Raw genomic sequence first — 26,804 nt, forward strand, 5'->3', positions numbered from 1 at the left:
CGGCACGCTCCTGATCAGCCCAGCACCGCCAGCACACCCTGGTGGATTGCCAGGCCACCGAACAGCAGCCAAGCGAACAGGATCAGCGCCAGCAGCAGCGGCTTCAGGCCTGCCTGGCGCAGCGCCGAGACGTGGGTGGTCAGGCCCAGCGCGGCCATCGCCATCGCCAACAGCACCGTGTCCAGCTGCACCAGCCCGGCCTGCAGGCCGGCCGGCAGCAGATGCAGCGAGTTGAAACCGGCCACGGCCACGAAACCGAACGCGAACCACGGCACCACGATGCGCGCCTTGCTGCCATCGGCGCTGGCCTTGCCGCCACGGGCCAGCCACAGTGACAGCGCGATCAGGAACGGCGCCAGCAGCATCACCCGGACCATCTTGGTGATCACCGCCGTGTCAGCTGCCGCTTCGTTGACCGCACGGCCGGCCGCCACCACCTGTGCCACTTCGTGCACCGTGGCACCGGTAAACAGGCCGTACTGCCGCGCGTCCATTGCCAGCCAGCCGTGCGACTGCACCAGTGCATACAGCGCCGGGTACAGGAACATCGCCAGCGTGCCGAACACCACCACCGTCGAGACCGCGACGGTGACATGCGCAGCGCGGCCACGCACCACCGGCTCGGCGGCCATCACCGCTGCCGCACCGCAGATCGCGCTGCCAGCGCCGATCAGCATGGCTGCCTCGCGCTCCATCTTGAACACGCGCACGCCCAGCCAGCAAGCCAGGCCGAAGGTGCTGGCAACCACCAGCACGTCCATCAGCACGCCAGTGACGCCGACATGGCCGATGTCCTGGAAGGTCAGGCGCAACCCGTACAGCACGATGCCGGCGCGCAGCAGCCAGTGCTTGGAAAAGCCGACACCGGCCGCGCTGCCCGGTGCCAGCCGCGGGTAGAAGGTGTTGCCGACCACGATGCCGGCGACGATCGCCACGGTCAGCGCGCTCAAGCCGTGCGCCTGGAGCCACGGAAGCTCGGCCAGATACAGCGACGCCGCCGCGATCAGGCCTACCAGCACAAGGCCGGGCAGACGCGGCTGCCAGCGTTGGCGCAGGGCGGGCAGGGACCAGGGGGAGAGAGCAGGGGCATTCATGGCAGGGGCAGGGCTGGAGTGATGGGGCAAGCGTGCGCCCGGGACGATGACCTGTAAAACGAATAATATGGGTGAAACCTACCCATCAAGAAGGTAAGTGCCATGCGCCTGACCTTGCGCCAGCTACAGGTTTTCGTCGCCATCGCCGACCATGGCAGCACCACCGCTGCCGGCCAGGCCATTGCGCTCTCGCAGTCGGCCAGCAGCGCCGCCCTGCAGGAGCTGGAGGCGCACTTCGGCACCCCGCTGTTCGACCGCATCGGCCGCCGCCTGGCGCTGAACGGGCACGGCCGCGCACTGCTGGAGCCGGCGCGCACCTTGCTGGTCAACGCCGCCGACCTGGAGCGTCAGCTGGCCGCCGGCGGCGACCCGTCGCAGGGGGCACCGCTGCGGCTGGTGCTGGCTGCCAGTACCACCATCGGCAATTACCTGCTGCCGCCACGCATCGCCGAACTGCTGCGGCAGGCGCCGCAGGCCGAGGTCGACCTGCGCATCGACAACAGTGCCGGCGTGGTCGCTGCCGTGCAGCGCCTGGACGTGGACGCCGGCTTGATCGAAGGCCCGTGCCACGAACGCGGCCTGCAGGTGACCGCCTGGCAGCAGGACCCGCTGGTGATCGTGGCTGCCGCCGATGCCCCCGCCCGCTGGTCGCTGGACGAACTGCGCCGCGCACGCTGGCTGCTGCGCGAGCCGGGTTCCGGCACCCGTGAAGCCGTCGAACAGGCGCTGCTGCCGCATCTGCGCGGTTTCGCCCAGACCCTGCAACTGGGCAATACCGAAGCAATCAAGCAGGCCGCCATCGCCGGCCTGGGGCTGGCCTGCCTGTCACGCCATGCGCTGGAAGAGCCGCTGGCGCTGGGCCGGCTGCGCGTGCTCGAAACCCCGCTGCCGGCCCTGCAGCGCACGCTGTGGCTGGTACGGCATCCCGGCAAGCAGTGGCTGCCGGGGTTGCAGGCGTTGCTGGGGGACGTGGAGTAGCAGGGATCGGTCTTGCACTGCGCGAATTCCACGAAGGGGTCAGAGCCCGTTGCGCAGCAACGGGATCCGACCCCGACAGATCGACAGGCCTTGCAGCGCTCATCCACGCATGGCCTGGATCTGCCGTGTCGACCAGGGTCGACACCCACCAGCGCAGAATGCCGCCCCGCCATCCCACAGGAAACCAGCTTTTGACGTTGCCGTTGACGTTGCCGGCCAGCGGCCGGCACTACTGCGGGTGCCGGGTGCAACCCGGCCGACGCCCCCAACCCGTACAATATCCGGATGCCTCTGATTACTCTGCAGAACGTCGACTTCAGCGTCGGCGGCCCGTTGTTGCTGGAAAAGGCCGAACTGTCGATCGAGCCGGGCGAACGCATCGCCCTGATCGGCCGCAACGGCGCCGGCAAATCCACCCTGCTCAAGCTGCTGTCCGGCGACCACAAGCCCGATGACGGCGAAGTCCGCGTGCAGCAGGGCGTGCGTGTCACCCGCCTGGAGCAGGAAGTGCCGCACGGCGCGGCCGGCTCGGTGTTCGACGTCGTCGCCGACGGCCTTGGCGAGCTGGGCCAGTGGCTGGCCGAATTCCACCACCTCAGCCATGCCGAAGTCTTCGATGGCGAAGCCCTCGGCAACGTGCAGGCCAAGATCGATGCCGCCAACGGCTGGGGCCTGGACCAGCGCGTCAGCGAAACCCTGACCAAGCTCGACCTGGATGGCGAGGCCGAGTTCGGCCGCCTGTCCGGCGGCATGAAGCGCCGCGTGCTGCTCGCCCGCGCGCTGGTGTCCAGCCCCGATGTGCTGCTGCTGGACGAACCGACCAACCACCTGGACATCGAAGCCATCGACTGGCTCGAAGCGTTCCTGAAGGGCTGGAGCGGCAGCGTGGTGTTCGTCACCCATGACCGTCGCTTCCTGCGTGCCCTGGCCACCCGCATCGTCGAGATCGACCGCGGCCAGGTCACCAGCTGGCCAGGCGACTGGGCCAACTACGAGCGCCGCCGCGAGGAACGCCTCAATGCGCAGGCGCAGGAGAACGCCCGCTTCGACAAGCTGCTGGCGCAGGAAGAAGTCTGGATCCGGCAGGGCATCAAGGCCCGTCGCACCCGCGATGAAGGCCGCGTGCGCCGCCTGAAGGCGATGCGCGTGGAGCGTTCGCAGCGCCGCGACCTCAGCGGCAACGTCAAGATGGAAGCCGCACAGGGCGTCAGTTCCGGCAAGAAGGTCATCGACGTCAAGGACATTTCGTTCGCCTTCGGCGAGCGCACCATGGTCCGCGATTTCACCACCACCATCATGCGCGGCGACCGCATCGGTCTGATCGGTCCCAACGGCAGCGGCAAGACCACGCTGCTCAAGCTGCTGCTGGGCGAACTGCAGCCGGCCAAGGGCGAAGTCAACGCCGGCACCAACCTGCAGATCGCGTATTTCGACCAGTACCGCGCGGTGCTGCGCGAAGACTGGAGCGCGATCGAGAACGTCGCCGAAGGCCGCGATTTCCTCGAGTTCAACGGCAAGCGCAAGCATGTGCATGCCTATCTGCAGGACTTCATGTTCACCCCGGAACGCGCGCGTGCGCCGATTACCCGCCTGTCCGGTGGCGAGCGCAACCGCCTGCTGCTGGCCAAGCTGTTCGCGCAGCCGTCCAACCTGCTGGTGATGGACGAACCGACCAACGACCTGGACGTGGAAACCCTGGAGCTGCTGGAAGAGCTGCTGGGCGAATACACCGGCACCCTGCTGCTGGTCAGCCACGACCGTGACTTCATCGACAACGTGGTCACCTCCACGCTGGTGATGGAAGGCGATGGCGTGATCGGTGAGTACGTCGGCGGCTACAGCGACTGGCAGCGCTATGCGGCCAGCGTGGCGACGCCTGCCGCGGCTCCGGCAGCCAAACCGGCGGCCGCCGCACCGGCTGCAGCTGCGGCACCTGCCGCACCCAAGCGCAAGCTGGCCTACAAGGAAGCGCGCGAACTGGAGCAGCTGCCGAAGACCATCGAGAAGCTGGAAGGCGATGTCGAAGGCCTGACCTCGGCGATGAACGACCCGTCGTTCTACACCCGCAGCAGCGCCGAAGTGACCGCGCACACCCAGCAGCTGGCCAAGGTGCAGGCCGAGCTGGATGCCGCTTACGCGCGCTGGGAAGAGCTGGAAGGCTGAGTATCGGTCGGCGCCAGCAGTGCGCCGATTGATTGATCGAGTCGAGAATCAGTAGATCCACGTCATGCGTGGATGGTGGCATCAGTGCGGACCAAGGTCCGCACCCACCGAAGCCGGTTACACCTCCGTACGGACCAACGGTCCGCACGTACCAATCAACGATCCGCACCCACCGGGGGCCTGCGGTCATTTGACCCCGTGCAGATCCCGCAGCTGGCTCGGCCGGCTGCCGAAATACGCCGCCAGATCGGCGATGTCCTGATCACTCAGGTCCTTCGCCTGTGGCGTCATCAACATGTGCTGGCGGTCACCGGCGCGGTAGGCCTGCAGCGCATGCGCCAGGTAGTCACCGTACTGCCCACCCAGCTTCGGATAGGTCGGATCGATCGGCGCATTGCCATCGGCCCCGTGGCAGTCGATGCAGCTCTGGTTGGTGGCCTTGCCCTTCACCTTGGCGCGGGCTTCACCGGCGGCCTCGCGACCTGCAGGCAGGCCAGCCGAAGAAGAAGAGCCGTGTTCGCCACTGGCATGGCCCGGATCGGCGGCGGATTTCTCGCTGTTTTCCACCTGCGACTGTGAACAGGCCGCCAGCAGCAGGGCAACGGACAGGGCGATGGCGTGACGCAGCGGATGCGCGGCTTTCGACATGGGCGGGCCTTACTTGACGGTGGACAGGTAAACAGAGAGATCGGCGATCTCCTGTTCGCTGAAACTCATCGACTGCGCCTGCATCGTCGGATGCCGGCGCTTGCCCTGGCGGTACTCGGTCAGGGCCTGGGCCAGGTACTGCTGGGTCTGGCCGCCGATCTTCGGCACCCGGTAGCTGGGGTAGGCGTTCTTGTAGCCGGTTATGCCGTGGCACCCCTGGCAGGTGTAGGCCAGCACGCGGCCATTGTCGAAGTTGCCGGTGGGCGCGGCAGGCGCCGGCGCGGCGGCAGGAGCCGGGGCCGGAGCGGGTGTGGCAGGAGCAGGAGCGGGCTGTGCGGCGGCCCCAAGGGGCAGGAGGACGGCCAGAGCGAGACAAGCGGCGAGCGGCTGCGGGCGCATGGTGTCGTTTCCGGGGATTCGGGTCTGGTCGTTCCGGCGTGGGGTACGGAACGCCCCGAGTATAGCCCCAGGTTTCATCTAGCTGAAATGGGGTCGGGCCGACCAGCGGCGTGAAGACACCATGACCTTTGGGATATGGTGTTGCCGTGAAGTGGTGCATTACTTTGCTACCACACCTGTCCACGCATCCTCCAGGGACCTGACGATGTCGCACCCAACCTTCCTGTCCGGCCGTCGCAGCGGAATCTGCGCTGCCGCACTGCTGATCTCCACCTCCCTGCTGCTGGGCGGTTGCGCCGCAGGGCCCAATTCCGAAGCCAAGGCCGCCGAGACCAAGGAGGAGAAGAAGGTCGATACGGTCCCGGTCGAAGTGGCCGTGGCCAGCCATCGCGCGGTCGCGGCCAGTTACACAGGCACCGCCGCGCTGGAACCACGCGCCGAGTCGCAGGTGGTGGCCAAGACCTCCGGTGTGGCGCTGGCGGTGCTGGTCGAGGAAGGCCAGCGGGTCACCGCCGGCCAGCCGCTGGTGCGCCTGGACCCGGACCGCGCACGCTTGGCCGTAGCCCAGAGCGAAGCGCAGATGCGCAAGCTGGAAAACAACTACCAGCGTGCACAGAAACTGGTTGGTCAGCAGATGGTCAGTGCTGCCGATGTCGACCAGCTGCGCTTTGATCTGGAAAACGTCCGTGCGCAGTACCGTCTGGCGACGCTGGAGCTGTCCTACACCACCGTCGTGGCGCCGATTTCCGGTGTGATCGCATCGCGCTCGATCAAGACCGGCAACTTCGTGCAGATCAACACCCCGATCTTCCGCATCGTCGACAACTCGCGCCTGGAAGCCACCCTCAACGTGCCCGAACGCGAGCTGGCCACGCTGCGTGCCGGCCAGCCGGTGACGTTGGCCGCCGATGCGCTGCCGGGCCAGAGCTTCACCGGCACCGTCGATCGCATTGCGCCGGTGGTGGATTCGGGCAGCGGCACGTTTCGCGTGGTCAGCGCCTTCGATGGCGCCGCGCACGCGCTGCAGCCCGGCATGTTCGGGCGCATCCGCATCGATTACGACCAGCGTGCCGATGCGCTCGTGGTGCCGCGCCTGGCGCTGCTCGACGATGGTGAGCCGGCGGTGTTCCGGGTGCGCGAAGGCAAGGTCGCACGCGTTCCGGTCAAGCTGGGTTACGCCGAGGGCCCGTGGGTGGAGATCCGTGATGGCCTGGCGGCCGGTGATCAGGTGGTCACCGCCGGCAAGGTCGCGCTGCGCGACGGTACCGCGGTGCAGGTGATCGCCGATCCGAAGGCAAAGGCGAAGACGGTCGCAGCGGCCGCCAAGCCGGCAGACAAGGCCGGGAGCAAGCAATGACCGCCCCGGGCCACGACCACGGTGCCTCGCCGGCGAGCGATGGCGCCGCCGCCGGCATGCGCGGCGGCCTGGTGGAATTCGCCACCCGCCGCCGCGTGACCATCGCCATGTGCACGGTCACCCTGCTGCTGTTCGGCCTGATCGCGCTGGGCAACCTCAAGGTCAACCTGTTGCCCGACCTGAGCTACCCGACGCTGACCGTGCGCACCGAGTACACCGGTTCGGCGCCGACCGAAATCGAAACCCTGATCACCCAGCCGGTCGAAGAGGCCGTCGGCGTGGTCAAGAACCTGCGCAAGCTGAAGTCGGTTTCGCGAACCGGCCAGAGCGACGTGGTGCTGGAGTTCGCCTGGGGCACCAACATGGACCAGGCCAGCCTGGAGGTGCGTGACAAGATGGAAGCGCTGAACCTGCCACTGGAGGCCAAGGCCCCGGTGCTGCTGCGCTTCAATCCGTCCACCGAGCCGATCATGCGCCTGGTGCTGTCGAACAAGGTGGCGCCGACCAGCGATGCCGATGCGGTCCGCGAGCTGACCGGCCTGCGCCGCTATGCCGATGAAGACCTGAAGAAGAAGCTGGAGCCGGTGGCCGGCGTGGCAGCGGTCAAGGTCGGTGGCGGCCTGGAAGATGAGATCCAGGTCGACATCGACCAGCAGAAGCTGGCCCAGCTGAACCTGCCGATCGACACCGTCATCAAGCGCCTGAAGGACGAGAACATCAACATCTCCGGCGGTCGCCTGGAGGAGGGGTCGCAGCGCTTCCTGGTGCGCACCGTCAACCAGTTCGCCGACCTGGAGGAGATCCGCAACCTGCTGGTCACCACCCAGGGCTCGAACGGAAGTGCAGCCGACTCGGCATTGCAGCAGATGTTCAACATCGCCGCGTCGACCGGTTCGGCGGCAGCCATCGCGGCGGCTTCGGCGGCGCAGAGCGCATCGTCCGGTGGTGGCTCCAGCGTGGTCGCCAACGGTGTGCCGGTGCGCCTGAAGGACGTGGCCACCGTGCGCCAGGGCTACAAGGAGCGCGAAGCGGTGATCCGCCTGGGCGGCAAGGAATCGGTTGAACTGGCCATCTACAAGGAAGGCGACGCCAATACCGTGTCCACCGCCGAAGCGCTGCGCAAGCGCCTGGAGCAGATCAAGGGCACGTTCCCGTCCGATGTCGAGATGACCACCATCGAGGACCAGTCGCGCTTCATCGAGCACGCCATCGCCGACGTCAAGAAGGATGCGGTGATCGGTGGCCTGCTGGCGATCCTGATCATCTTCCTGTTCCTGCGCGATGGCTGGAGCACGTTCGTGATCAGCCTGTCGCTGCCGGTCTCGATCATCGCCACGTTCTTCTTCATGGGCCAGCTCGGCTTGAGCTTGAACGTGATGTCGCTGGGCGGCCTGGCACTGGCCACCGGCCTGGTGGTGGACGACTCGATCGTGGTGCTGGAGAGCATTGCCAAGGCCCGCGAGCGTGGCCTGGGCATCCTGCAGGCAGCGATCGTCGGTACCCGCGAAGTGAGCATGGCGGTGGTCGCCTCGACCCTGACCACCATCGCCGTGTTCCTGCCGCTGGTGTTCGTCGATGGCATCGCCGGCCAGCTGTTCCGCGACCAGGCATTGACCGTGGCGATCGCCATCGCGATCTCGCTGCTGGTGTCGATGACGCTGATTCCGATGCTGAGCTCGCTGAAGGGTCGGCCGCCGCTGGCATTCCCGGAAGAGGCGCCGAACGAACCGTGGCAGCCGCAGAACCGCTGGCAGAAGCCGGTGGCGCTGGGCCGTCGTGGTGCCGTCGCAACCGCGCGCTGGAGCTTCTATGCGCTGGCCTGGCTGGTCGTACGTGCGTGGCGGGGCGTCGTGGCAGTGGTTGGCCCGGTGATGCGCAAGGCCAGCGATCTGGCAATGAAGCCCTACGCCGGTGCCGAGCGCGGCTATCTGCGCCTGTTGCCGAGCGCGCTGGCCCATCCGGGCAAGGTGCTCGGCGTGGCCACGATCATCTTCGTGGCGACCATGGCGCTGGTGCCGATGCTCGGTGCCGACCTGATCCCGCAGCTGGCGCAGGACCGTTTCGAGATGACGGTGAAGCTGCCGGCCGGCACACCGCTGAAGCAGACCGATGCGCTGGTGCGTGAGCTGCAGCTGGCCCACGGCAACGGCGAGGGCGTGGCCTCGCTGTACGGTGTCAGTGGCAGCGGCACCCGCCTGGATGCCAGCCCGACCGAGAGCGGCGAGAACATCGGCAAGCTGACCGTGGTGATGGAAGGCGGTGGCAATGCACGCACTGAAGCCGAGATCACCGAGCGCCTGCGCGACAGCATGGGCCAGCATCCGGGGGCACAGGTCGACTTCGCGCGGCCGGCGTTGTTCAGCTTCTCCACGCCGCTGGAAATCGAGCTGCGCGGGCAGGACATGGCGACATTGGAAGTAGCTGGCCAGCGCCTGGCGGCGATGCTGCGTGGCAATGCGCACTACGCCGACGTGAAGTCCACGGTGGAAGAGGGCTTCCCGGAAATCCAGATCCGCTTCGACCAGGAACGTGCCGGTGCGCTGGGCCTGACCACCCGCCAGATCGCCGACGTGGTGGTGAAGAAGGTGCGCGGCGACGTGGCCACCCGCTACAGCTTCCGCGACCGCAAGATCGACGTGCTGGTGCGTGCTCAGGAAGGCGACCGCGCCAGCGTGGAGAGCATCCGCCGGTTGATCGTCAATCCGGGCAGCACCCGGCCGGTCACGCTGGATGCGGTGGCCGACGTGGTTGCCACCACCGGCCCCAGCGAGATCCATCGCGCCGACCAGACCCGCGTTGCGGTGGTCTCGGCCAACCTGCGCGACATCGACCTCGGCGCGGCCATGCGCGAAGTGCAGCAGATGGTGGCCGAACAGCCGCTCGGCGCGGGTGTCGGCCTGCACATCGGTGGCCAGGGCGAGGAACTGGCGCAGGCGGCGAAGTCGCTGATCTTCGCCTTCGGCCTGGCGATCTTCCTGGTCTACCTGGTGATGGCCTCGCAGTTCGAATCGCTGCTGCATCCGTTCGTGATCCTGTTCACCATCCCGCTGGCGCTGGTCGGCGCGATCCTGGCACTGATGCTGACCGGCAAGCCCATCTCGGTGGTGGTGTTCATCGGCCTGATCCTGCTGGTCGGCCTGGTCACCAAGAACGCGATCATCCTGATCGACAAGGTCAACCAGCTGCGCGAGGCCGGCGTGGCCAAGCACGAGGCGCTGGTGGAAGGTGCACGCTCGCGCCTGCGGCCGATCATCATGACCACGCTGTGCACGCTGTTCGGCTTCCTGCCGCTGGCGGTGGCGATGGGCGAGGGCGCCGAAGTACGCGCGCCGATGGCGATCACCGTGATCGGTGGCCTGCTGGTGTCGACCCTGCTGACCCTGCTGGTGATCCCGGTGGTCTACGACCTGATGGACCGCCGTGGTGACGCCTACTACCGCGAGCGTGGCCGCAAGCACGCCGGCGAGATCGAGCCGGGCGCAGCAGGCAGCGCGGCGGGTGCGGAGGAGCCGGCATGAGTGTTGCCGAGTTCTCCATCCGCCGCCCGGTCACCACCATCATGTGCTTCGTGTCACTGGTGGTGATCGGCCTGATCGCCTCGTTCCGGTTGCCGCTGGAAGCGTTGCCGGACATTTCCGCGCCCTTCCTGTTCGTGCAGATTCCGTACACCGGTTCAACCCCGGAGGAAGTGGAGCGGACCATCATCCGCCCGGTGGAGGAATCGCTGGCGACGATGACCGGCATCAAGCGCATGCGCTCGTCGGCCACCTCCGAGGCGGCGCTGATCTTCATCGAGTTCAGCGACTGGGACCGCGACATCGCCATCGCCGCCTCCGATGCACGCGAACGCATCGACGCGATCCGCAGCGATCTGCCCGACGACCTGCAGCGCTACAACGTGTTCAAGTGGTCCAGCAGCGACCAGCCGGTGCTGAAGGTGCGCCTGGCCAGCACCACCGACCTGACCACGGCTTACGACATGCTCGACCGCGAGTTCAAGCGGCGCATCGAGCGTATCCCCGGCGTGGCCCGCGTCGACATCACCGGCGCGCCGCCGAACGAGGTGGAGATCGCCATTGATCCGAACCGGCTCAACGCGCATGGGCTGAGCATCAACGAGCTGAGTGACCGCCTGCGCACGCTGAACTTCTCGATCTCGGCTGGGCAGATCGACGACAACGGCCAGCGCGTGCGCGTGCAGCCGGTGGGCGAGATCACCGACCTGCAGGAAATGCGCGACCTGGTGATCAACGCCAAGGGCCTGCGCCTGGGGGACATCGCCGACGTGCGCCTGAAGCCGGCGCGGATGAACTACGGGCGCCGCCTGGACGGCAACCCGGCGGTCGGGCTGGATATCTTCAAGGAGCGCAGTGCCAACCTGGTGGAGGTGTCGCGCGCGGCGCTGGCCGAGGTTGAAGCGATCCGTGCCGAAGCGTCGATGCGCGACGTGCAGATCAAGGTGATCGACAACCAGGGCAAGGCGGTGACCTCCTCGCTGCTGGAACTGGCCGAGGCCGGTGCGGTCGGCCTGATCCTGTCGATCACGGTGCTGTTCTTCTTCCTGCGCCATTGGCCGTCCACGCTGATGGTGACCCTGGCCATTCCGATCTGCTTCACCATCACCCTGGGTTTCATGTACTTCGTCGGGGTGACGCTGAACATCCTGACCATGATGGGCCTGCTGTTGGCGGTGGGCATGCTGGTCGACAACGCCGTGGTGGTGGTGGAGAGCATCTACCAGGAGCGCGAGCGCATGCCGGGACAGCCGCGCCTGGCCTCGATCATCGGCACCCGCAACGTGGCCATCGCGCTCAGTGCTGGCACCTTGTGCCACTGCATCGTGTTCGTGCCGAACCTGTTTGGCGAGACCAACAACATCAGCATCTTCATGGCGCAGATCGCGATCACCATCTCGGTCTCGCTGCTGGCCTCCTGGCTGGTCGCGGTCAGCCTGATCCCGATGCTGTCCGCGCGCATGGCCACGCCCAAGCTGGTGCACTCGCAGACCGGACTGATCGCGCGGCTGCAGCGCCGCTACGCCAGGCTGCTGGACTGGTCGCTGCACCATCGCGGCTGGAGCCTGCTCGGCATCGTGCTGGTGGTGCTGGTCAGCCTGGTGCCGATGAAGCTGACCAAGGTCGACATGTTCGGTGGGGATGGCGGCAAGGACATCTTCATCGGCTACATGTGGAAGGGCGCCTACACCTATCGGCAGATGTCCGAGGAGGTGGCGCGCGTGGAGAACTGGATCGACGCCAACCGCGAGCGCCTGCACGTCAAGCAGGTGTACTCCTGGTACAGCGAGCAGGAAGGCAGCTCGACCGTGGTCACCCTGGACGAGAAGTACGCCAAGGACATCAAGGCGCTGCAGGAAGAGCTGCGCAAGGGCCTGCCGAAGTCGGCCCGCACCGACTACTTCGTTGGCAACCAGGGCGGTGATGGCGGCGGTGGCGGCAACCAGGGCGTGCAGGTGCAGCTGGTGGGCGACTCCAGTTCGATGCTGCAGGAGATCGGCCAGGAAGTGGTGCCGCTGCTGGCCCAGCGTGCCGAGCTGCGCGACGTTCGCATCGACAACGGCGAGAAGGGCGGCGAGCTGAAGGTGCGCGTCGACCGCGAGCGCGCCGCGGCGTTCGGCTTCAATGCCGAGCAGGTCGCCAGCTTCGTCGGCCTGGCCCTGCGCGGTGCGCCGATGCGCGAGTTCCGCCGCGGCGACAATGAAGTACCGGTATGGGTGCGCTTCGCTGGCGCCGAGCAGAGCAGCCCGGAAGACCTGGCCGGCTTCAGCGTGCGCACCGGCGACGGTCGCAGCGTGCCACTGCTGAGCCTGGTCACCGTTGACGTCGGTTCATCGGCGACCCAGATCGGTCGTACCAACCGCCAGACCACGCTGACCATCAAGGCCAACCTGGCCGAGAAGGTCACCGCGCCCGATGGCCGCAAGGCGATGGAATCGGTGCTCAAGCCGATGAACTTCCCGGCCGGCTATGGCTTCACCTTCGATGGCGGCGACTACGGCAACGACGACGAAGCGATGCAGCAGATGGTGTTCAACCTGCTGATCGCGCTGGTGATGATCTACGTGGTGATGGCGGCGGTGTTCGAGTCGCTGCTGTTCCCGGCGGCGATCATGAGCGGCGTACTGTTCTCGATCTTCGGCGTGTTCTGGCTGTTCTGGATCACCGGTACCTCGTTCGGGATCATGTCCTTCATCGGCATCCTGGTGCTGATGGGCGTGGTGGTGAACAACGGCATCGTGATGATCGAGCACATCAACAACCTGCGGCGCGGCGGCATGGGACGCACGCAGGCGCTGGTGGAGGGCTCACGCGAGCGATTGCGCCCGATCATGATGACGATGGGCACGGCGATCCTGGCGATGGTGCCGATCTCGCTGACCAACACGCAGATGTTCGGCAACGGCCCGGAGTACGCGCCGATGGCGCGCGCGATTGCCGGCGGCCTGGCGTTCTCCACGGTGGTCAGCCTGTTGTTCCTGCCGACCATCTATGCGGTGCTGGATGACCTGCGCAATGTCGTGACGCGGTTGATCCGCCGCGCGCGTGGAGTGGAAATGGTAGAGCCGGGCGCTGCCCGGCTGTAATGCACATCAACGTGTTGTGGTGTGGGGGAGGCCGGTCGTAGTGGGGCGGCCTCCCCCTTTTTCTGCCGGGCATGGCGTGCCAACCAACGTTGGCACCTACCGGTAGCGCCGGGCCATGCCCGGTGGAACCATCAACCCGCCACCTTGCCCCACACCTTGAACGTGGTCAGCCACAGGCCGAGCATGCTGCCGATGTTGGTCAGCATGAACGTCAGCACCACGCGCGTGACCCGATTGCGGTACCAGCCCTTCAGGCTCTGCGCGTCGTCGCGCAGCTTCAGGAAGTCCTCGTACGCCGGCTTGCGCAGGCGCGCTTCCACCAGCGCCGAGAACGCGCCGGTCGGGATGCTCAGGCGGAACGGCTTGAACGGGGCCACCGCGATCGCGGTGAGGATGCTCAGCGGGTGACCGCCTGCCAGCAGGCAGCCCAGGCCCGCCAGGCCGCCGGTATACATCGCCCAGGTCGCCAGCAGTTCGGTGCCCACGCCCAGACCACCGCGGTAGAAGCCCACGCCGATGCCGGTCGCCACGATGGCCAGGATGCCCAGCGTGAACCACGGAATGTTGCGCTTCTTCGGCACCGCCTCCAGCTCGGCGCGCAGCGGTGCAGGTGCCTCGGTGTCGGTTTCCAGGTAACGCGCCAGGCCTGCCAGGTGACCCGCACCGACAACCGCCAGCACTTCACGCTGCTGCGGGTTGTGTTCTTCGCGCAGGCGCGTGGCCATGTAGCGGTCGCGCTCGCCGATGATGGTCTCGTACAGTGCCGGGCTCTCGCTGGCGAACTCGCCGAAGCTCGATTCCAGCATGTCGCCCTGCTTGAGCTTTTCGATCTCGTTCTCGCCCACTTCCTCGGACGAGAACAGGCCGGCGCCGAGACCGGCAACCAGCTTCAGCTTGCCGAAGAAGCCCAGCCGCTGCGAGGCGCGGCGGAAGGTCAGGCCGACCTCGCGGTCGATCAGGTGCACCGGCAGGTCGCGTTCGCGCGCCAGTTCCACCGCGCGCTTCAGTTCCGCGCCCGGCTCGATGTCCAGCTGTTCGGCCAGGCGGCGCTGGTAGGCGGACAGGGCCAGGTTGGCGGCGAACAGGGCGACGCGGCCCTTGCGGATCACCTCGACCAGGTCGAGCTTGGCCAGCGTGTCCGGGTCGCTCAGCGCCTGCAGGCGCTGCGGGTCCAGTTCAACGGCCACGGCGTCGAAGCGACCGCTGTCGATGGCTTTCTCCACCGCCTCGACGCTGGCGCGTGAGACATGGGCAGTGCCCAGCAGGGTGTAGCGCACGCCGTCGCGTTCAACAACGCATACCGGCTGGCCGGCGAACAGGTCGTCGCCGGTCTCGGGAAGGGTTTCGGTCATGGGTTCATTCATTGGAAGGTGCAGTGTCGGCGCCATCGCCGAGCGCGCGCTGCATCTGCACGGTATCCAGCCAGCGGCCATGCTTGCGGCCGAGGCCACGGAACACGCCGACCAGCTCGAAGCCGAAGCGTTCGTGCAGCTTGATTGAAGCGGTATTGGTCGGTTCGCCGATCACCGCCACCATCTGCCGGTAGCCACGCGCCACGCAGGCGTCGATCAACGCCTGCAGCAGGCCGGTGCCAACGCCCTTGCCCTGGAACGCAGCATCGACGTAGACCGAGTTTTCCACGGTCCACTGGTAGGCAACGCGGGTGCGGTAGGTGTTGGCGTAGGCATAGCCGGCCACCTGGCCATCGATCTCGGCGACCAGATAGGGGAAGCCGCGATCGACGATGTCGCGCATGCGGCGCAGCATCTCGGTCGCGTCCGGGATCTCGTACTCGTAGGTGTTGACGAAGTCGGTCACTTCCACCGCGTAGATCGCGGTGATCGCATTAATGTCGGCAGGGCCGGCATCACGGATGAGGACGGCCATGCGCGGGCTCCGGCTCAGTCGATGTAGCGCTTGAGCAGGTCGCCGTAGGCATCGATGCGGCGGTCGCGCAGGAACGGCCAGATGCGGCGCACATGCTCGCTGCGCTGCAGGTCGACATCGCACAGCAGAACCGTGGCATCGGTGCCGGCTTCGGCCAGGAATTCGCCCTGCGGGCCCAGCACGTGGCTGTTGCCCCAGAACTGGATGCCGGAGGCGCCCAGCGGTGAGGCCTCGTGGCCGACGCGGTTGCAGCTCAGCACCGGCAGGCCGTTGGCCACGGCGTGGCCGCGGTGGCTCAGCACCCAGGCGTCGCGCTGGCGGGTCTTCTCGTCCTGCACGTCGTCCGGGTCCCAGCCGATCGCGGTCGGGTAGAGCAGCAGTTCGGCACCGGCCAGCGCCATCAGGCGCGCCGCTTCCGGGTACCACTGGTCCCAGCACACCAGCACGCCAAGGCGACCCACCGAGGTATCGATCGGCTTGAAGCCGATGTCGCCCGGGGTGAAGTAGAACTTCTCGTAGAAGCCCGGATCGTCCGGAATATGCATCTTGCGGTACTTGCCCAGCAGCGTACCGTCCTTCTCGAACACCACGGCGGTGTTGTGGTACAGGCCGGCGGCGCGGCGTTCGAACAGCGAGCCGACCAGCACCACGCCGTGCTTCTTCGCCAGTGCGCCCAGGCGCTCGGTGCTGGGGCCCGGAATCGGCTCGGCCAGGTCGAATTCGTCCACCGATTCGTGCTGGCAGAAGTACGGACCGTTATGCAGTTCCTGCAGCAGCACCAGCTTGGCACCCTGCGCAGCCGCCTCGGCCACGCGTGCTTCGATCACCGCCAGGTTGGCGGCGGCATCACCGTGGTTGCGCTCCTGGATCAGGGCGACGGTAAGGGGGCTGCGCGAGTTCATGCGGGGCGTTCCTGCGGGGGAAAACCAGCATGTTAGCGCGGATGGACGGCGACGGCGTGTCGCGCGCTGAATGGGTGCGATCGGTAGTGCCGGCCGCGGGCCGGCAATCCCGTGGATCCATCAGGCAGTGCGGGGTTGCCGGCCAGCGGCCGGCACTACCGTCATGCCTTCAACAGCCCTTCCGGCAGCTGCATGGTGATGCAGTGCAGGCTGCCGTTCTGCCAGATCAGCGAGCGGCAGGGCACCTGCACGATCTCGCGGCCCGGGTGCGCCTGGGCCAGCACATCGCGGGCCAGGTCGTCGGCCGGGTCGCCATAGGCCGGCATCAGCACTGCACCATTGACGATCAGGTAGTTGGCGTACGACGCAGCCAGGCGGCGGCCTTCGTCGATCACCGGCTGTGCCCACGGCAGCGGGAACAGGCGGTACGGCTGCCCATCCTTGGTGCGCAGTGCGGCCAGCTCGTTGCCCATCGCCTGCAGTTCGGCGTAGTGCGAGTCGCTCTCGTCGTCACAGGCCTGGTAGACGATGCTGTCGGCCGAGGCGAAGCGGGCGAGGGTGTCGATGTGCGCGTCGGTGTCGTCGCCTTCCAGGTAGCCGTGGTCCAGCCACAGCACGCGGTCCTGCTGCAGCCAGTCGGCCAGGTCGGCGCTCAGGCTGGCGCGGTCGCGGTCCGGATGGCGCTCGTGCAGGCACTTCCAGGTGGTCAGCAGGGTGCCTTCGCCATCGGTCTCGATGCCGCCGCCTTCCAGCGCGAACGGGATGCTGCGCACCGGCGTGTCGTTGAACACGCCGGCCTGGTCCAGCACGCCCACCAGCTGGTCATCCAGGGTGGCGTCGAACTTGCCGCCCCAGCCGGTGAAGCGGAAATCCAGCAGCTGGAAACCGCCGTCGGCACGGCGCAGGGTGATCGGGCCGGAGTCGCGCAGCCAGGTATCGTCGTAGGCGGCCGTGGTGAAGTGGACCTTGTCCATGTCGATGCGGTTGGAGCGCAGCCGCATTTCGGCATAGGTCTCCACATCGTCGTCGGCCACGCAGATCAGCACCGGCTGGAAGCGGGTGATGGCCGCGACCAAGGCGATGTAGGTCTCTTCCACCTGGCCCAGGCGGTCGGCCCAGTCGGTGTCGGCGGTGGGCCAGGCAATCAGGACGCCGCTCTGGGCTTCCCACTCGGCAGGAAAACGAAGGGTCTGGTTCATGGTCTCGCTACACAGGCCCGCCCACGGCGGGTAAAGGGATCAACGGATCGGTGGTTTCGGGCCGATTTCGTTCGGGTCCGCCTGGTTGGCCACCACGTCGATCACCTTCTGCTTCTCGAAGTAGACGGTGAACTGCGGGTACACCCAGCGGTTGATGGTCGGCCATTGCCGCTTCTGCCCGCCACGCGGCTGCAGCTGTTCGCTCGGCGCGCCGAACTGCGCCTGTACCTGCTGCATGCTCTGGCCGCGCACGGGCAGGGCACCGGCCGGCTTCTCGCGGGCGCGGTCGACAAGCAGGGTATCGGCCAGCGCCGGCGTGGCGGCGGCCAGGGTGGCCATCACGGCCAGGGCGGACAGGTAACGCTTCATCTCGATCTACTCCCCAGTGGTCAAGAAAGGCGATTACAGCAAAATCAGCAGGAAAAAGCCGCATAAACAAAAAACCGCCCGAAGGCGGTTTCTTGCATCGGGTCGGCCCCGCGTAGGGCCAGCCGCAGCCGTGAAGGCTGTTGGGCTTAGCGCTGACGCGCCTTGAAACGCGGGTTCGACTTGCAGATGACGAAGATCTTGCCGCGACGACGGACGACCTTACAGTCGCGGTGACGGGCCTTCGCCGACTTCAGGGAGGACAGGACTTTCATGGCATACCTCGGCGTAAACAGTAGTTGTTCGGGTGGAGCGTGGCCGCGATATGCGAAAGACAATCGGCAGTTGACGCTCGTTCAAGCCCGCCATTCTACCGGGCTTTTCCTCGTGGTTTCAAGTGGTTGCACAAAAGATCCCGCTGGGGGCGTCTGGCAGGGGCTAGAATGGCCCCTTCACACGCTCTGGGAACCCCATGAATCCACTCGCTCCCGTCCTGACCATCGACGGCCCTTCCGGGGCCGGCAAGGGTACCATCAGCCGCATCATCGCGCGCCGGATGGGCTGGCATTACCTGGATTCGGGTGCGCTGTACCGCGCGGTGGGCGTGGCCGCGAGCTGGGCCGACATCGACACCTCCGACGCCTCGGCGCTGGTGCGCTGCACCTTCGACACCCATGTTCAGTTTGTTGAACAGGGCGAGTCGATGCGGGTCATGGTCAACGGCACCGATGCCACCGACGAGCTGCGCCTGGAGACCACCGGCGCGCTGGCTTCTGCCATCGCCGCCATTCCCGAGGTGCGCGCCGCGCTGAAGGAGCGCCAGCGCGCATTCAGGGAGCTGCCCGGCTTGGTTGCCGACGGCCGCGACATGGGCACGGTGATCTTCAAGGACGCCCCCTACAAGGTCTTCCTGACCGCCAGTGCCGAGGAGCGCGCCGAGCGCCGGCATAAGCAGTTGAAAGACAAGGGGGTTTCTGTTAACTTTGATGACCTCCTGCGCGAGATCATGGCCCGCGACGCCCGTGATGCTCAGCGTACCGTGGCGCCCCTGAAGCCGGCAGACGATGCTGTCCTCATCGACACCACAGGCATCGGCATCGATGATGTCGTTGCCAGAGTGATGGATCTGCTTCCGGTTCCGGCTGCCTGATCCGTTCGCGCGGGAGCACTGCCAGCAGCATCGGCGGTGGTCGCGCATAGCAGTGCTGTACCAGCTCCGTCGCGCAATGATGCGTGGCGGTTTTCCTACTACACACGACCTGCGTTTCCGGGGTCGACCAACAGGCGGGCGGTCGCCATTCCCCTGAAGGGGACGCCACCGACCCATGTGTCCAACAGAGTAAATCTAATGACCGAATCATTTGCCGAACTGTTTGAAGCCAGCCAGGCCAATCTGGCCAAGCTGAAGCCGGGCGCCATCGTCAGCGGTACCGTTGTTGAAGTCCGCGGCGACGTCGTGGTGATCAACGCTGGCCTGAAGTCCGAAGGCATCGTGCCGATCGAACAGTTCCGTAACGACGCTGGCGAAATCGACGTCGCCGAAGGCGACATCGTCAAGGTCGCCCTCGACTCGATCGAGAACGGCTTCGGCGAAACCGTCCTGTCGCGCGAGAAGGCCAAGCGCGCGATGGTGTGGGACGAGCTGGAAGAAGCGTTGGAAAAGAACGAAACCATCACCGGCCGCATCAGCGGCAAGGTCAAGGGTGGTTTCACCGTGGACATCAAGGATGTCCGCGCCTTCCTGCCGGGTTCCCTGGTCGATGTGCGCCCGGTGCGCGATCCGGCCTACCTGGAAGGCAAGGAACTCGAGTTCAAGCTCATCAAGCTGGACCGCAAGCGTAACAACGTCGTGGTCTCGCGCCGCGCTGTCGTCGAAAGCGAGCACTCGGAAGAGCGCGAGCAGCTGATGGACAAGCTGCAGGAAGGCGCGATCCTGAAGGGTGTCGTCAAGAACCTGACCGACTACGGCGCGTTCGTGGACCTGGGCGGTATCGACGGCCTGCTGCACATCACCGACATGGCATGGAAGCGCGTGCGCCATCCGTCCGAAGTCGTCAACGTCGGCGACGAGCTGGACGTGCGCGTGCTGAAGTTCGACCGCGAGCGCAACCGCGTTTCGCTGGGCCTGAAGCAGCTGGGCGAAGATCCGTGGGATAACATCGCCCGTCGTTACCCGGCCAACAGCCGCGTCTTCGGCAAGGTCTCCAACGTCACCGATTACGGCGCGTTCGTTGAGATCGAGCCGGGCGTCGAAGGCCTGGTGCACGTCTCCGAGATGGATTGGACCAACAAGAACGTCAACCCGTCCAAGGTTGTGCAGGTTGGTGACGAAGTCGAAGTGATGGTGCTGGACGTCGATGAAGAGCGTCGCCGTATCTCGCTGGGCATGAAGCAGGTTGCCGCCAATCCGTGGGAAACCTTCGCTGCCACCCACAAGAAGGGTGACAAGGTGTCGGGCCAGATCAAGTCGATCACCGACTTCGGCATCTTCATCGGCCTGGACGGCGGCATCGACGGCCTGGTCCACCTGTCCGACATCAGCTGGAACACCACCGGCGAAGACGTCGTTCGCAACTTCAAGAAGGGCGATACCCTGGACGCCGTCGTCCTGGCTGTCGATCCGGAGCGCGAGCGCATCTCCCTGGGCGTGAAGCAGCTGGAGCAGGATCCGTTCGGCCAGTACATGGCTGCCAATCCGAAGGGCTCCAAGGTCGAAGGCGTGGTGAAGGAAGTCGACGCCAAGGGCGCGATCATCGAGCTGGCTGACGGCATCGAGGGTTACGTTTCGGCTCGCGACATCGCCAACGAGCGCGTTGACGACGCCACCCAGCACCTGAAGGTCGGCGACAAGGTCGAAGCCAAGTTCGTGGGCATGGACCGCAAGGGCCGTACCCTGCAGCTGTCGATCAAGGCCAAGGATGACGCGGAAATGCGCGAAGTGCTGGAGGAATACCAGTCCTCTTCGGCTTCCAGCGGCACCACCCAGCTGGGCGCGCTGCTGCGTGCGCAGCTGAACGGCAACAAGTCCGAGTAATCGGCCTTACGCTGTTCGTTGTTTCCTGGACGGCCCGGGCATTGCCCGGGCCGTCTCAGGCTGAGATGCCCCTGATGTGAGCCGGTAATGACCAAATCCGAACTGATCGAAATCCTTGCGCGCCGCCAGGCGCACCTGAAGGCCGATGATGTCGATCTGGCGGTGAAGTCGTTGCTGGAAATGATGGGCGGATCGCTGTCCGCCGGGGATCGCATCGAGATCCGTGGTTTTGGCAGCTTCTCGCTGCACTATCGTCCGCCGCGCCTGGGTCGCAACCCGAAGACCGGCGAATCGGTTGCCCTGCCGGGCAAGCATGTCCCCCATTTCAAGCCGGGCAAGGAACTGCGCGAGCGGGTCAGCAGTGTGCTGCCGCTGGACGCCGATCCGGCCTGAGCCCTCCGTCGCGCCACCGCGTGCGAATCCAGCCGCGAGTCGGATAAGCTACGGACTCCTGCCACTGGAGCTGTCGCATGAAGGTTTTTCGTCTGCTGGTCCTGCTGGCGGTGCTGATCCTTGGATTGATCATTGGTGCGGTCAACATGACCGCGATGTCGATCAACCTACTGTTTACCCAGCTGCACACCTCGGTGGGCGTGGCCCTGATCGCCGCGCTGCTGGTCGGTGTCGTGGTCGGTGCCGGGCTGGTGCTGGTGAGCGTGGTCATTCCGCTCTACAGCCAGCTGCGCCGCGCCAACAAGTCCGCTGTCGCTTCGCCGGCACCGGTCGCTTCCCCCCAATCTTTTGATGGACGTTGATCGAAGATGGATTTCGTCACCGAGTGGTTCTGGTTCTTCCTGTTCGTTCCGCTGGCCGCACTGGCCGGGTGGGTGATCGGGCGGCGTGGTGGTCAACGCCACGGTGACAGCCAGGTCAGCCGCCTGTCGAGCACCTATTTCCGTGGCCTGAACTACCTGCTCAACGAGCAGCCGGACAAGGCCATCGAGCTGTTCCTGCACATCGCCGAGCTGGACAAGGAAACCTTCGAGACCCAGGTCGCGCTGGGCCATCTGTTCCGCCGCCGCGGTGAAGTCGACCGCGCCATCCGCCTGCACCAGGGGCTGGTCAACCGCCACGACCTGAGTGACGCGCAACGCGTGCAGGCCCTGCTGGCGCTGGGCGAGGACTACATGAAGTCCGGCCTGCTGGACCGTGCCGAGACCGTGTTCACCGAGCTGGCGCAGCTGGATCAGCGCGCACCGCAGGCGCTCAAGCACCTCATCGGCATCTACCAGGCCGAGCGCGACTGGGAAAAGGCGATCGACAACGCCACCCGTTTCGAGGACGTCACCGGCGAGCCGATGGGCAAGCTGATCGGGCAGTTCGAATGCGAACTGGCCGAGCGCTTCCGCGGCGCCGGCAAGCTGGAAGAGGCGAGGGCAGCGATTGCCCGGGCCTACCAGGCCGATGCGATGTCGGTGCGCGCCGGCATCATCGAAGGTCGCCTTGAGACCGATGCCGGCAACGCTGAAGCCGCCGTGCGTGCATTCGAGCGCGCCGCGCGCAACGACCCGGAGTACCTGCCGGAGCTGCTGCCGGCGTTGATGGAAAACTACCGCAAGGTAGGCGATCTGGCAGGCGCACGTGCGTTCCTGTCGGAAATGACCGAGCACTACCGTGGCATCGCCCCGGTGCTGGCCCTGACCCGGCTGATGGAAGAGCAGGAGGGCGTGGCTCCGGCCCGAGCCTACCTTGGCCGCCAGCTCAAGGATCGTCCGTCGGTGCGTGGCGAATCGGCGCTGATCGACCTGACCCTGGCCGAGGGCGCCGATTCCACGGCGACCCTGCATGACCTCAAGCACATCACCGACCAGCTGCTGGTGCGCAATCCCGCTTACCGCTGCACCCGTTGCGGGTTCGGTGCACGCACCCACCACTGGCAGTGCCCGAGCTGCAAGGAATGGGGCACGGTCAAGCCACTGCTGAACTACGCGGTGCTCTGATCCGTGCCGTGGCTCGTGATGGGCGCGCTGCTGGGGCTGGCCCTGCTGAGTGCGGGGTTGACCTGGGCGGCACGGGGTTATGCCCTGCGCCAGCAACTGCTGGACCAGCCCGGCGAGCGTCGCAGCCATAGCGTGGCAACGCCGCGCGGTGGTGGCATCGCCATCGTCATCAGCCTGCTGGTCACCGCCGGTGCAGCGATGTGGGTCTGGCCTGAATCGACACCGAGCCTGCTGGTGGCCAGCGTGGGCCTGGTACTGGTGGCGGGCATCGGCTGGTGGGACGACCACCGGCCGTTGCCGGCCATGCGCCGCCTGCTGGTGCACTTCATTGCCGCCGCGCTGCTGGCCGCCCTGGTCAAGGTGCATGGTGGAAGCTGGTTGCTGGCCGGGCTGGTGCTGGTATTCACCGCCTCGTTGATCAACATCTGGAACTTCATGGATGGCATCAACGGTATTGCCGCCAGCCAGGCCATTGTTGTTGCGCTGGGCCTGGCGCCGGTGCTGCCCTGGCCGTATTCGCTGGCCGCGGTGGCGCTGGGCCTGGCCTGCCTGGGCTTCCTGCCGTTCAATTTCCCGCGGGCCCGGATCTTCATGGGTGATGTCGGAAGTGGCGCGCTGGGCTATGCAGTCGCCGTCGTCCTGGCGATCGCTGCGGTGCGTACCGAGATCAACTGGATCCTGCTGCTGGTGCCGGCTTCGGCGTTCCTCGTGGACGCGGGCTTCACACTGGCGGCGCGCATCATCTCCGGACAACGCTGGATGGAACCCCATACCCAGCACGTCTACCAGCGGGCGGTGCAGGCAGGAGCCAGCCACGCCCAGGTGACAGGGATGTACTTTGCTTTGGGCCTGTTCAGTATTACAGTGCTTAATGTCTGCTCCAATTTGCAGCCGAGGTGGGAGGCTGTCCTGGCGGTCGCGTGGTTTCTCGCGCTGAGCGTCCTCTGGATCCTCCTGCGCAATGGATTGCGTCACCGACAAGGAAATACCTGACTTATGGCTTCACCCTGGCGGGACAGAATCCTCGGCCTGATGCCGCGTTCGGCCATCGTCTGCCACGACCTGTTCATGGTCTGGGCATGCTGGCAGCTGCTCCACGCCGGGCGGTACTCGATCCTCCCCAACGCGCCCTCACTTCCGCTCTGGAATGTCGACACCACCCTGGTGCTGCTGCTGCAGGGCCTGGTGTTCTGGCGCGTGGGCCTGTATCGCGGGCTGTGGCGTTTCGCCAGCGTCAGCGACCTGCTGAACATCTTCAAGGCCAGCTTCATCGGCCTGGTCGGCATCGTGCTGGTGCTGATGTGGAAGCGTTTCGACGGCGTGCCGATGTCGGTGCTGGTGATCTATCCGTTCGCGCTGTCGGCGCTGCTGGGCGCCCCGCGCCTGCTGTACCGGGCCTGGAAGGATTACCAGGCACTGCAGTCGGATTCGAGCGCGCGCCGCGTGCTGATCCTCGGTGCGGGGCAAGCCGCCGAGACGCTGGTCCGCGATCTGCGCCGCTCCGGCAACTTCGAACCGGTCGGCCTGCTGGACGACGCACCGCACCTGCGCGGCGCCAAGCTGCAGGGCCTGCCGATCCTGGGCAGCCTCGATGATGCCCCGGTGGTGGTCCGCGAGACTGCGGCCAAGTTGCTGGTGATCGCCATGCCCTCGCTGGATGCCGCAGGCATGCAGCGGGTGGTCGCCATCTGCGAAAGCACCGGCGTGCCGTTCCGCACCGTGCCCAAGCTGAGCGACATCCTGCAGGGGCAGTCGCTGCCCGGCCAACTGAAGGAAGTGGCGATCGAGGATCTGCTCGGCCGCAAGCCGATCACCCCGGACTGGAACCTGATCCGGGGCTGGTTGGGCGGTCGCACCGTGATGGTGACCGGTGCCGGTGGCTCGATCGGCTCGGAGCTGTGCCGCCAGTGCGCGCGCCACGGTGCCGGCCGCATCATCCTGCTGGAGATCAGCGAACTGCTGCTGCTGACCATCGAGGGTGAGCTGCGTCGCAGCTTCCCCGATATCGAGATCGAAGCGGTGCTGGGCGACTGTGGCGATCCTGCGGTGATCCGCCATGCGCTGTCGCTGCATCCGGTCGACACCGCGTTCCATGCCGCAGCGTACAAGCATGTACCGGTGCTGGAACGGCAGCTGCGCGAAGCCGTGCGTAACAACATCCTGGCGACCGAGAACGTGGCCCGCGCCTGCCTGGAAGCGCGCGTCGAGCATTTCGTGTTCATCTCCACCGACAAGGCGGTCGATCCGGTCAACGCGCTGGGTGCCAGCAAGCGCTATGCCGAGATGATCTGCCAGAGCCTCGACCAGAAGTCCACGCACACCCGTTTCGTTACCGTGCGCTTCGGCAACGTGCTGGCCTCGGCCGGCAGCGTGGTGCCGCTGTTCCGCGAGCAGATCCTGCGCGGTGGTCCGGTCACGGTCACCGATCCGGAAGTCACCCGCTACTTCATGACCATCCCCGAGGCCTGCCAGTTGATCCTGCAGGCCGCAGCCTCGGCCTCGCACGGTGCGATCTACACGCTCGACATGGGCGAGCCGGTGCCGATCCGGCTGCTGGCCGAGCAGATGATCCGTCTGGCGGGCAAGCAGCCGTACAAGGATGTGCAGATCATCTATACCGGCCTGCGTCCGGGCGAGAAGCTGCACGAGACGCTGTTCTATTCGGACGAGGACTACCGCGCAACCGCGCATCCGAAGGTCCTCGAGGCCGGCGTGCGCATGTTCTCGCGCGATCTGGTGCTGGGCAACGTCCCGCGCCTGCGCGAGGCGGTGTGCAGCTACGACACCGAAACCATCAAGGAAGTCCTGTTCGCGACGATGCCCGAGTTCTCGCCAATCGAACAGGATGCTTACATTTCATCCGCTAAAGTCGTGCCCTTTCCCGCACGCGAGGCCAACAGGCACCAATGAGCAAGCGAATTCGCAAGGCAGTTTTCCCCGTAGCGGGTTTGGGGACGCGTTTTTTGCCAGCAACCAAGACCGTGCCGAAGGAGATGCTGCCGATCATTGACCGGCCGCTGATCCAGTACGCCGTGGATGAAGCAATCGAGGCCGGCTGTGACACGCTGGTGTTCATCACCAACCGCTACAAGCACGCGGTCGCCGACTACTTCGACAAGGCCTACGAGCTGGAGCAGAAGCTCGAGCGCGCCGGCAAGCAGGAGCAGCTGGAACTGATCCGTCACGTGCTGCCCAATGGCGTGCGCGCGATCTTCGTGACCCAGGCCGAGGCGCTGGGCCTGGGTCATGCGGTGCTGTGTGCCAAGGCCGTGATCGGTGACGAGCCGTTCGCGGTGCTGCTGCCGGACGACCTGATCTGGAACCGCGGCGACAGCGCGCTGAAGCAGATGGCCGATCTCAACGAAGCCAGTGGCGCCAGCGTCATTGCCGTTGAAGATGTGCCGCACGACAAGACCGCCAGTTACGGCATCGTCGCGACCGAGGCCTTCGATGGCCGCAAGGGCCGTATTTCGCAGATCGTGGAGAAGCCGAAGCCGGAGGACGCGCCGAGCGACCTGGCCGTGGTCGGCCGCTACGTGCTGAGCCCGAAGATCTTCGAGCTGCTGGAGCAGACCGGCAGCGGTGCCGGCGGCGAGATCCAGCTGACCGATGCGATCGCGCAGCTGCTGAAGACCGAAGAGGTGGATGCCTACCGTTTCGAGGGCACTCGTTTCGACTGCGGTACGCACCTGGGGCTGGTGGAAGCGACGATCCGCTTCGCGCTGGACAACCCGAAGCTGGCAGGGCCGGCGCGGGAGAAGCTGACGGCGATGTTGGCGGAATAAGGTTTATCAAGCGCTCCGTTCGCGGCGCCTTGATTGATACGTGGTGGGCGGTACGGGTGGGCCTTTGCAGGACACGCCGTAAACCCATCCATGGGGGCTCGATGGCGCCATCCATCGCGCCAACGGTCCTGCAAAGGCCCACCCGTCCCGCCTGCCAGGTTTCCTGCGGGCGCGGACGGGAAGGGCGGAATCAAGGGCGGGAGCACAATCAAAAAAGGCAGCCTATGGCTGCCTTTTTTGATTGTTGGGGTCAGATCCCTTTGCGTAGCAAAGGGCTCTGACCCCAGCTTTTGACCTTGCTTTTGCTAAACCCTCCGCCGCGCGGAATGTTGGGTGGCGCGGGTGGGTGAGGCTGACCGGGACTGTCAGCGGCATGGGCCAGGCGCATGCGCCTGGCGGGTTGGGCAGGACGCCCAACCCCGGCCTTGCTGCGTGCGCAGGATTGCGCACG

General features: G+C 66.2%; 22 protein-coding genes. 13 read left to right on the forward strand and 9 right to left on the reverse strand.

Annotation, left to right across the window (positions count from 1 at the left end; genetic code table 11):
• Positions 1–14: 14 nt before the first annotated feature.
• The gene (locus AC5P6X_RS15565) at positions 15–1,094 is read right to left on the reverse strand and encodes a YeiH family protein (RefSeq protein ID WP_012479937.1); all 1,080 of its coding nucleotides are present in this window, start codon (positions 1,092–1,094) and stop codon (positions 15–17) included.
• A 102-nt stretch (positions 1,095–1,196) separates the two neighbouring features.
• Between AC5P6X_RS15565 and AC5P6X_RS15570 the strand changes: the two genes are divergently transcribed.
• Together AC5P6X_RS15570 and AC5P6X_RS15575 are read left to right on the forward strand one after the other, a co-directional pair.
• Positions 1,197–2,072, forward strand: coding sequence for a LysR family transcriptional regulator (locus tag AC5P6X_RS15570; RefSeq protein WP_049448320.1), 876 nt, complete (start codon positions 1,197–1,199; stop codon positions 2,070–2,072).
• A 285-nt stretch (positions 2,073–2,357) separates the two neighbouring features.
• Positions 2,358–4,235: an ATP-binding cassette domain-containing protein gene (locus tag AC5P6X_RS15575; RefSeq protein ID WP_049397764.1), complete on the forward strand. Its 1,878-nt coding sequence runs from the start codon at positions 2,358–2,360 to the stop codon at positions 4,233–4,235.
• Between the two features lie 186 nt (positions 4,236–4,421).
• Here AC5P6X_RS15575 and AC5P6X_RS15580 read toward each other — a convergent pair whose 3' ends face one another.
• Entirely contained in the window at positions 4,422–4,883 is a 462-nt protein-coding gene (locus AC5P6X_RS15580; protein ID WP_005409273.1) for a c-type cytochrome, read from the reverse strand.
• Positions 4,884–4,892: 9 nt separating this feature from the next.
• Positions 4,893–5,282, reverse strand: a complete 390-nt coding sequence (locus AC5P6X_RS15585; protein WP_005413034.1) for a c-type cytochrome — start codon at positions 5,280–5,282, stop codon at positions 4,893–4,895.
• A gap of 205 nt (positions 5,283–5,487) precedes the next feature.
• On the opposite strand from AC5P6X_RS15585, the gene AC5P6X_RS15590 reads away from it, so the two are divergent.
• From AC5P6X_RS15590 to AC5P6X_RS15600, 3 genes are read left to right on the forward strand one after another with little or no spacing between them, the layout of a single operon-like run.
• Positions 5,488–6,639, forward strand: a complete 1,152-nt coding sequence (locus tag AC5P6X_RS15590; RefSeq protein WP_149500941.1) for an efflux RND transporter periplasmic adaptor subunit — start codon at positions 5,488–5,490, stop codon at positions 6,637–6,639.
• Positions 6,636–10,157 (forward strand): efflux RND transporter permease subunit, encoded by a 3,522-nt coding sequence (locus tag AC5P6X_RS15595; protein WP_059034076.1) that lies wholly within the window; start codon positions 6,636–6,638, stop codon positions 10,155–10,157. The genes AC5P6X_RS15590 and AC5P6X_RS15595 overlap by 4 nt, the downstream gene beginning before the upstream one ends.
• Positions 10,154–13,240: an efflux RND transporter permease subunit gene (locus tag AC5P6X_RS15600; protein WP_099605908.1), complete on the forward strand. Its 3,087-nt coding sequence runs from the start codon at positions 10,154–10,156 to the stop codon at positions 13,238–13,240. Before AC5P6X_RS15595 ends, AC5P6X_RS15600 begins: the two co-directional genes overlap by 4 nt.
• A 131-nt stretch (positions 13,241–13,371) precedes the next feature.
• Here AC5P6X_RS15600 and AC5P6X_RS15605 read toward each other — a convergent pair whose 3' ends face one another.
• From AC5P6X_RS15605 to ykgO, 6 genes are all read right to left on the reverse strand, one after another.
• Positions 13,372–14,592 (reverse strand): TraB/GumN family protein, encoded by a 1,221-nt coding sequence (locus AC5P6X_RS15605; RefSeq protein ID WP_099605907.1) that lies wholly within the window; start codon positions 14,590–14,592, stop codon positions 13,372–13,374.
• 4 nt (positions 14,593–14,596) lie between these two features.
• Complete coding sequence (locus tag AC5P6X_RS15610) at positions 14,597–15,127, reverse strand: GNAT family N-acetyltransferase (protein WP_099605906.1); 531 nt, start codon at positions 15,125–15,127, stop codon at positions 14,597–14,599.
• A gap of 14 nt (positions 15,128–15,141) precedes the next feature.
• Positions 15,142–16,029: a carbon-nitrogen hydrolase gene (locus AC5P6X_RS15615; protein WP_005409280.1), complete on the reverse strand. Its 888-nt coding sequence runs from the start codon at positions 16,027–16,029 to the stop codon at positions 15,142–15,144.
• Between the two features lie 161 nt (positions 16,030–16,190).
• Positions 16,191–17,228, reverse strand: coding sequence for an agmatine deiminase family protein (locus AC5P6X_RS15620; RefSeq protein ID WP_329757245.1), 1,038 nt, complete (start codon positions 17,226–17,228; stop codon positions 16,191–16,193).
• Positions 17,229–17,267: 39 nt separating this feature from the next.
• Positions 17,268–17,567, reverse strand: coding sequence for a hypothetical protein (locus AC5P6X_RS15625; protein ID WP_227837998.1), 300 nt, complete (start codon positions 17,565–17,567; stop codon positions 17,268–17,270).
• A 176-nt stretch (positions 17,568–17,743) separates the two neighbouring features.
• Positions 17,744–17,869: a type B 50S ribosomal protein L36 gene (gene ykgO, locus AC5P6X_RS15630; RefSeq protein WP_005409283.1), complete on the reverse strand. Its 126-nt coding sequence runs from the start codon at positions 17,867–17,869 to the stop codon at positions 17,744–17,746.
• Positions 17,870–18,066: 197 nt separating this feature from the next.
• Here ykgO and cmk point away from each other — a divergent pair, with 197 nt between their 5' ends.
• The 8 genes from cmk (at position 18,067) to galU (ending at position 26,353) form a co-directional block, all read left to right on the forward strand.
• Positions 18,067–18,744, forward strand: coding sequence for a (d)CMP kinase (gene cmk / locus AC5P6X_RS15635; protein WP_005409284.1), 678 nt, complete (start codon positions 18,067–18,069; stop codon positions 18,742–18,744).
• Positions 18,745–18,942: 198 nt separating this feature from the next.
• Complete coding sequence (gene rpsA, locus AC5P6X_RS15640) at positions 18,943–20,628, forward strand: 30S ribosomal protein S1 (protein ID WP_057498113.1); 1,686 nt, start codon at positions 18,943–18,945, stop codon at positions 20,626–20,628.
• Between the two features lie 87 nt (positions 20,629–20,715).
• The gene (locus tag AC5P6X_RS15645) at positions 20,716–21,021 is read left to right on the forward strand and encodes an integration host factor subunit beta (protein ID WP_005409286.1); all 306 of its coding nucleotides are present in this window, start codon (positions 20,716–20,718) and stop codon (positions 21,019–21,021) included.
• Between the two features lie 77 nt (positions 21,022–21,098).
• Positions 21,099–21,383 carry a lipopolysaccharide assembly protein LapA domain-containing protein gene (locus AC5P6X_RS15650; RefSeq protein WP_049448337.1) on the forward strand — a complete coding sequence of 95 codons (285 nt, stop codon included), beginning with the start codon at positions 21,099–21,101 and terminating at the stop codon, positions 21,381–21,383.
• A gap of 6 nt (positions 21,384–21,389) precedes the next feature.
• Positions 21,390–22,568 carry a lipopolysaccharide assembly protein LapB gene (lapB, locus tag AC5P6X_RS15655; protein ID WP_049448339.1) on the forward strand — a complete coding sequence of 393 codons (1,179 nt, stop codon included), beginning with the start codon at positions 21,390–21,392 and terminating at the stop codon, positions 22,566–22,568.
• A 3-nt stretch (positions 22,569–22,571) separates the two neighbouring features.
• Complete coding sequence (locus AC5P6X_RS15660) at positions 22,572–23,561, forward strand: MraY family glycosyltransferase (protein ID WP_099605905.1); 990 nt, start codon at positions 22,572–22,574, stop codon at positions 23,559–23,561.
• A gap of 3 nt (positions 23,562–23,564) precedes the next feature.
• Positions 23,565–25,478, forward strand: coding sequence for a polysaccharide biosynthesis protein (locus AC5P6X_RS15665; protein ID WP_171039714.1), 1,914 nt, complete (start codon positions 23,565–23,567; stop codon positions 25,476–25,478).
• Positions 25,475–26,353 carry a UTP--glucose-1-phosphate uridylyltransferase GalU gene (gene galU / locus AC5P6X_RS15670; protein WP_005409291.1) on the forward strand — a complete coding sequence of 293 codons (879 nt, stop codon included), beginning with the start codon at positions 25,475–25,477 and terminating at the stop codon, positions 26,351–26,353. The genes AC5P6X_RS15665 and galU overlap by 4 nt, the downstream gene beginning before the upstream one ends.
• Positions 26,354–26,804: the final 451 nt, after the last annotated feature.

The sequence above is a fragment of the Stenotrophomonas sp. YJH_SMC_40 genome, from assembly GCF_059368615.1.

Bases quoted from the DNA above. Each gene is read 5' to 3' on its own strand.
- galU (WP_005409291.1), top strand. From the start codon at position 25,475: ATGAGCAAGCGAATTCGCAAGGCAGTTTTCCCCGTAGCGGGTTTGGGG.
- AC5P6X_RS15625 (WP_227837998.1), bottom strand. From the start codon at position 17,567: ATGGCCACCCTGGCCGCCGCCACGCCGGCGCTGGCCGATACCCTGCTT.
- AC5P6X_RS15580 (WP_005409273.1), bottom strand. From the start codon at position 4,883: ATGTCGAAAGCCGCGCATCCGCTGCGTCACGCCATCGCCCTGTCCGTT.
- AC5P6X_RS15575 (WP_049397764.1), top strand. From the start codon at position 2,358: ATGCCTCTGATTACTCTGCAGAACGTCGACTTCAGCGTCGGCGGCCCG.
- AC5P6X_RS15565 (WP_012479937.1), bottom strand. From the start codon at position 1,094: ATGAATGCCCCTGCTCTCTCCCCCTGGTCCCTGCCCGCCCTGCGCCAA.
- AC5P6X_RS15585 (WP_005413034.1), bottom strand. From the start codon at position 5,282: ATGCGCCCGCAGCCGCTCGCCGCTTGTCTCGCTCTGGCCGTCCTCCTG.
- ykgO (WP_005409283.1), bottom strand. From the start codon at position 17,869: ATGAAAGTCCTGTCCTCCCTGAAGTCGGCGAAGGCCCGTCACCGCGAC.
- AC5P6X_RS15570 (WP_049448320.1), top strand. From the start codon at position 1,197: ATGCGCCTGACCTTGCGCCAGCTACAGGTTTTCGTCGCCATCGCCGAC.
- lapB (WP_049448339.1), top strand. From the start codon at position 21,390: ATGGATTTCGTCACCGAGTGGTTCTGGTTCTTCCTGTTCGTTCCGCTG.
- AC5P6X_RS15650 (WP_049448337.1), top strand. From the start codon at position 21,099: ATGAAGGTTTTTCGTCTGCTGGTCCTGCTGGCGGTGCTGATCCTTGGA.
- AC5P6X_RS15600 (WP_099605908.1), top strand. From the start codon at position 10,154: ATGAGTGTTGCCGAGTTCTCCATCCGCCGCCCGGTCACCACCATCATG.
- AC5P6X_RS15645 (WP_005409286.1), top strand. From the start codon at position 20,716: ATGACCAAATCCGAACTGATCGAAATCCTTGCGCGCCGCCAGGCGCAC.
- rpsA (WP_057498113.1), top strand. From the start codon at position 18,943: ATGACCGAATCATTTGCCGAACTGTTTGAAGCCAGCCAGGCCAATCTG.
- AC5P6X_RS15610 (WP_099605906.1), bottom strand. From the start codon at position 15,127: ATGGCCGTCCTCATCCGTGATGCCGGCCCTGCCGACATTAATGCGATC.
- cmk (WP_005409284.1), top strand. From the start codon at position 18,067: ATGAATCCACTCGCTCCCGTCCTGACCATCGACGGCCCTTCCGGGGCC.
- AC5P6X_RS15620 (WP_329757245.1), bottom strand. From the start codon at position 17,228: ATGAACCAGACCCTTCGTTTTCCTGCCGAGTGGGAAGCCCAGAGCGGC.
- AC5P6X_RS15595 (WP_059034076.1), top strand. From the start codon at position 6,636: ATGACCGCCCCGGGCCACGACCACGGTGCCTCGCCGGCGAGCGATGGC.
- AC5P6X_RS15615 (WP_005409280.1), bottom strand. From the start codon at position 16,029: ATGAACTCGCGCAGCCCCCTTACCGTCGCCCTGATCCAGGAGCGCAAC.
- AC5P6X_RS15605 (WP_099605907.1), bottom strand. From the start codon at position 14,592: ATGACCGAAACCCTTCCCGAGACCGGCGACGACCTGTTCGCCGGCCAG.
- AC5P6X_RS15665 (WP_171039714.1), top strand. From the start codon at position 23,565: ATGGCTTCACCCTGGCGGGACAGAATCCTCGGCCTGATGCCGCGTTCG.
- AC5P6X_RS15590 (WP_149500941.1), top strand. From the start codon at position 5,488: ATGTCGCACCCAACCTTCCTGTCCGGCCGTCGCAGCGGAATCTGCGCT.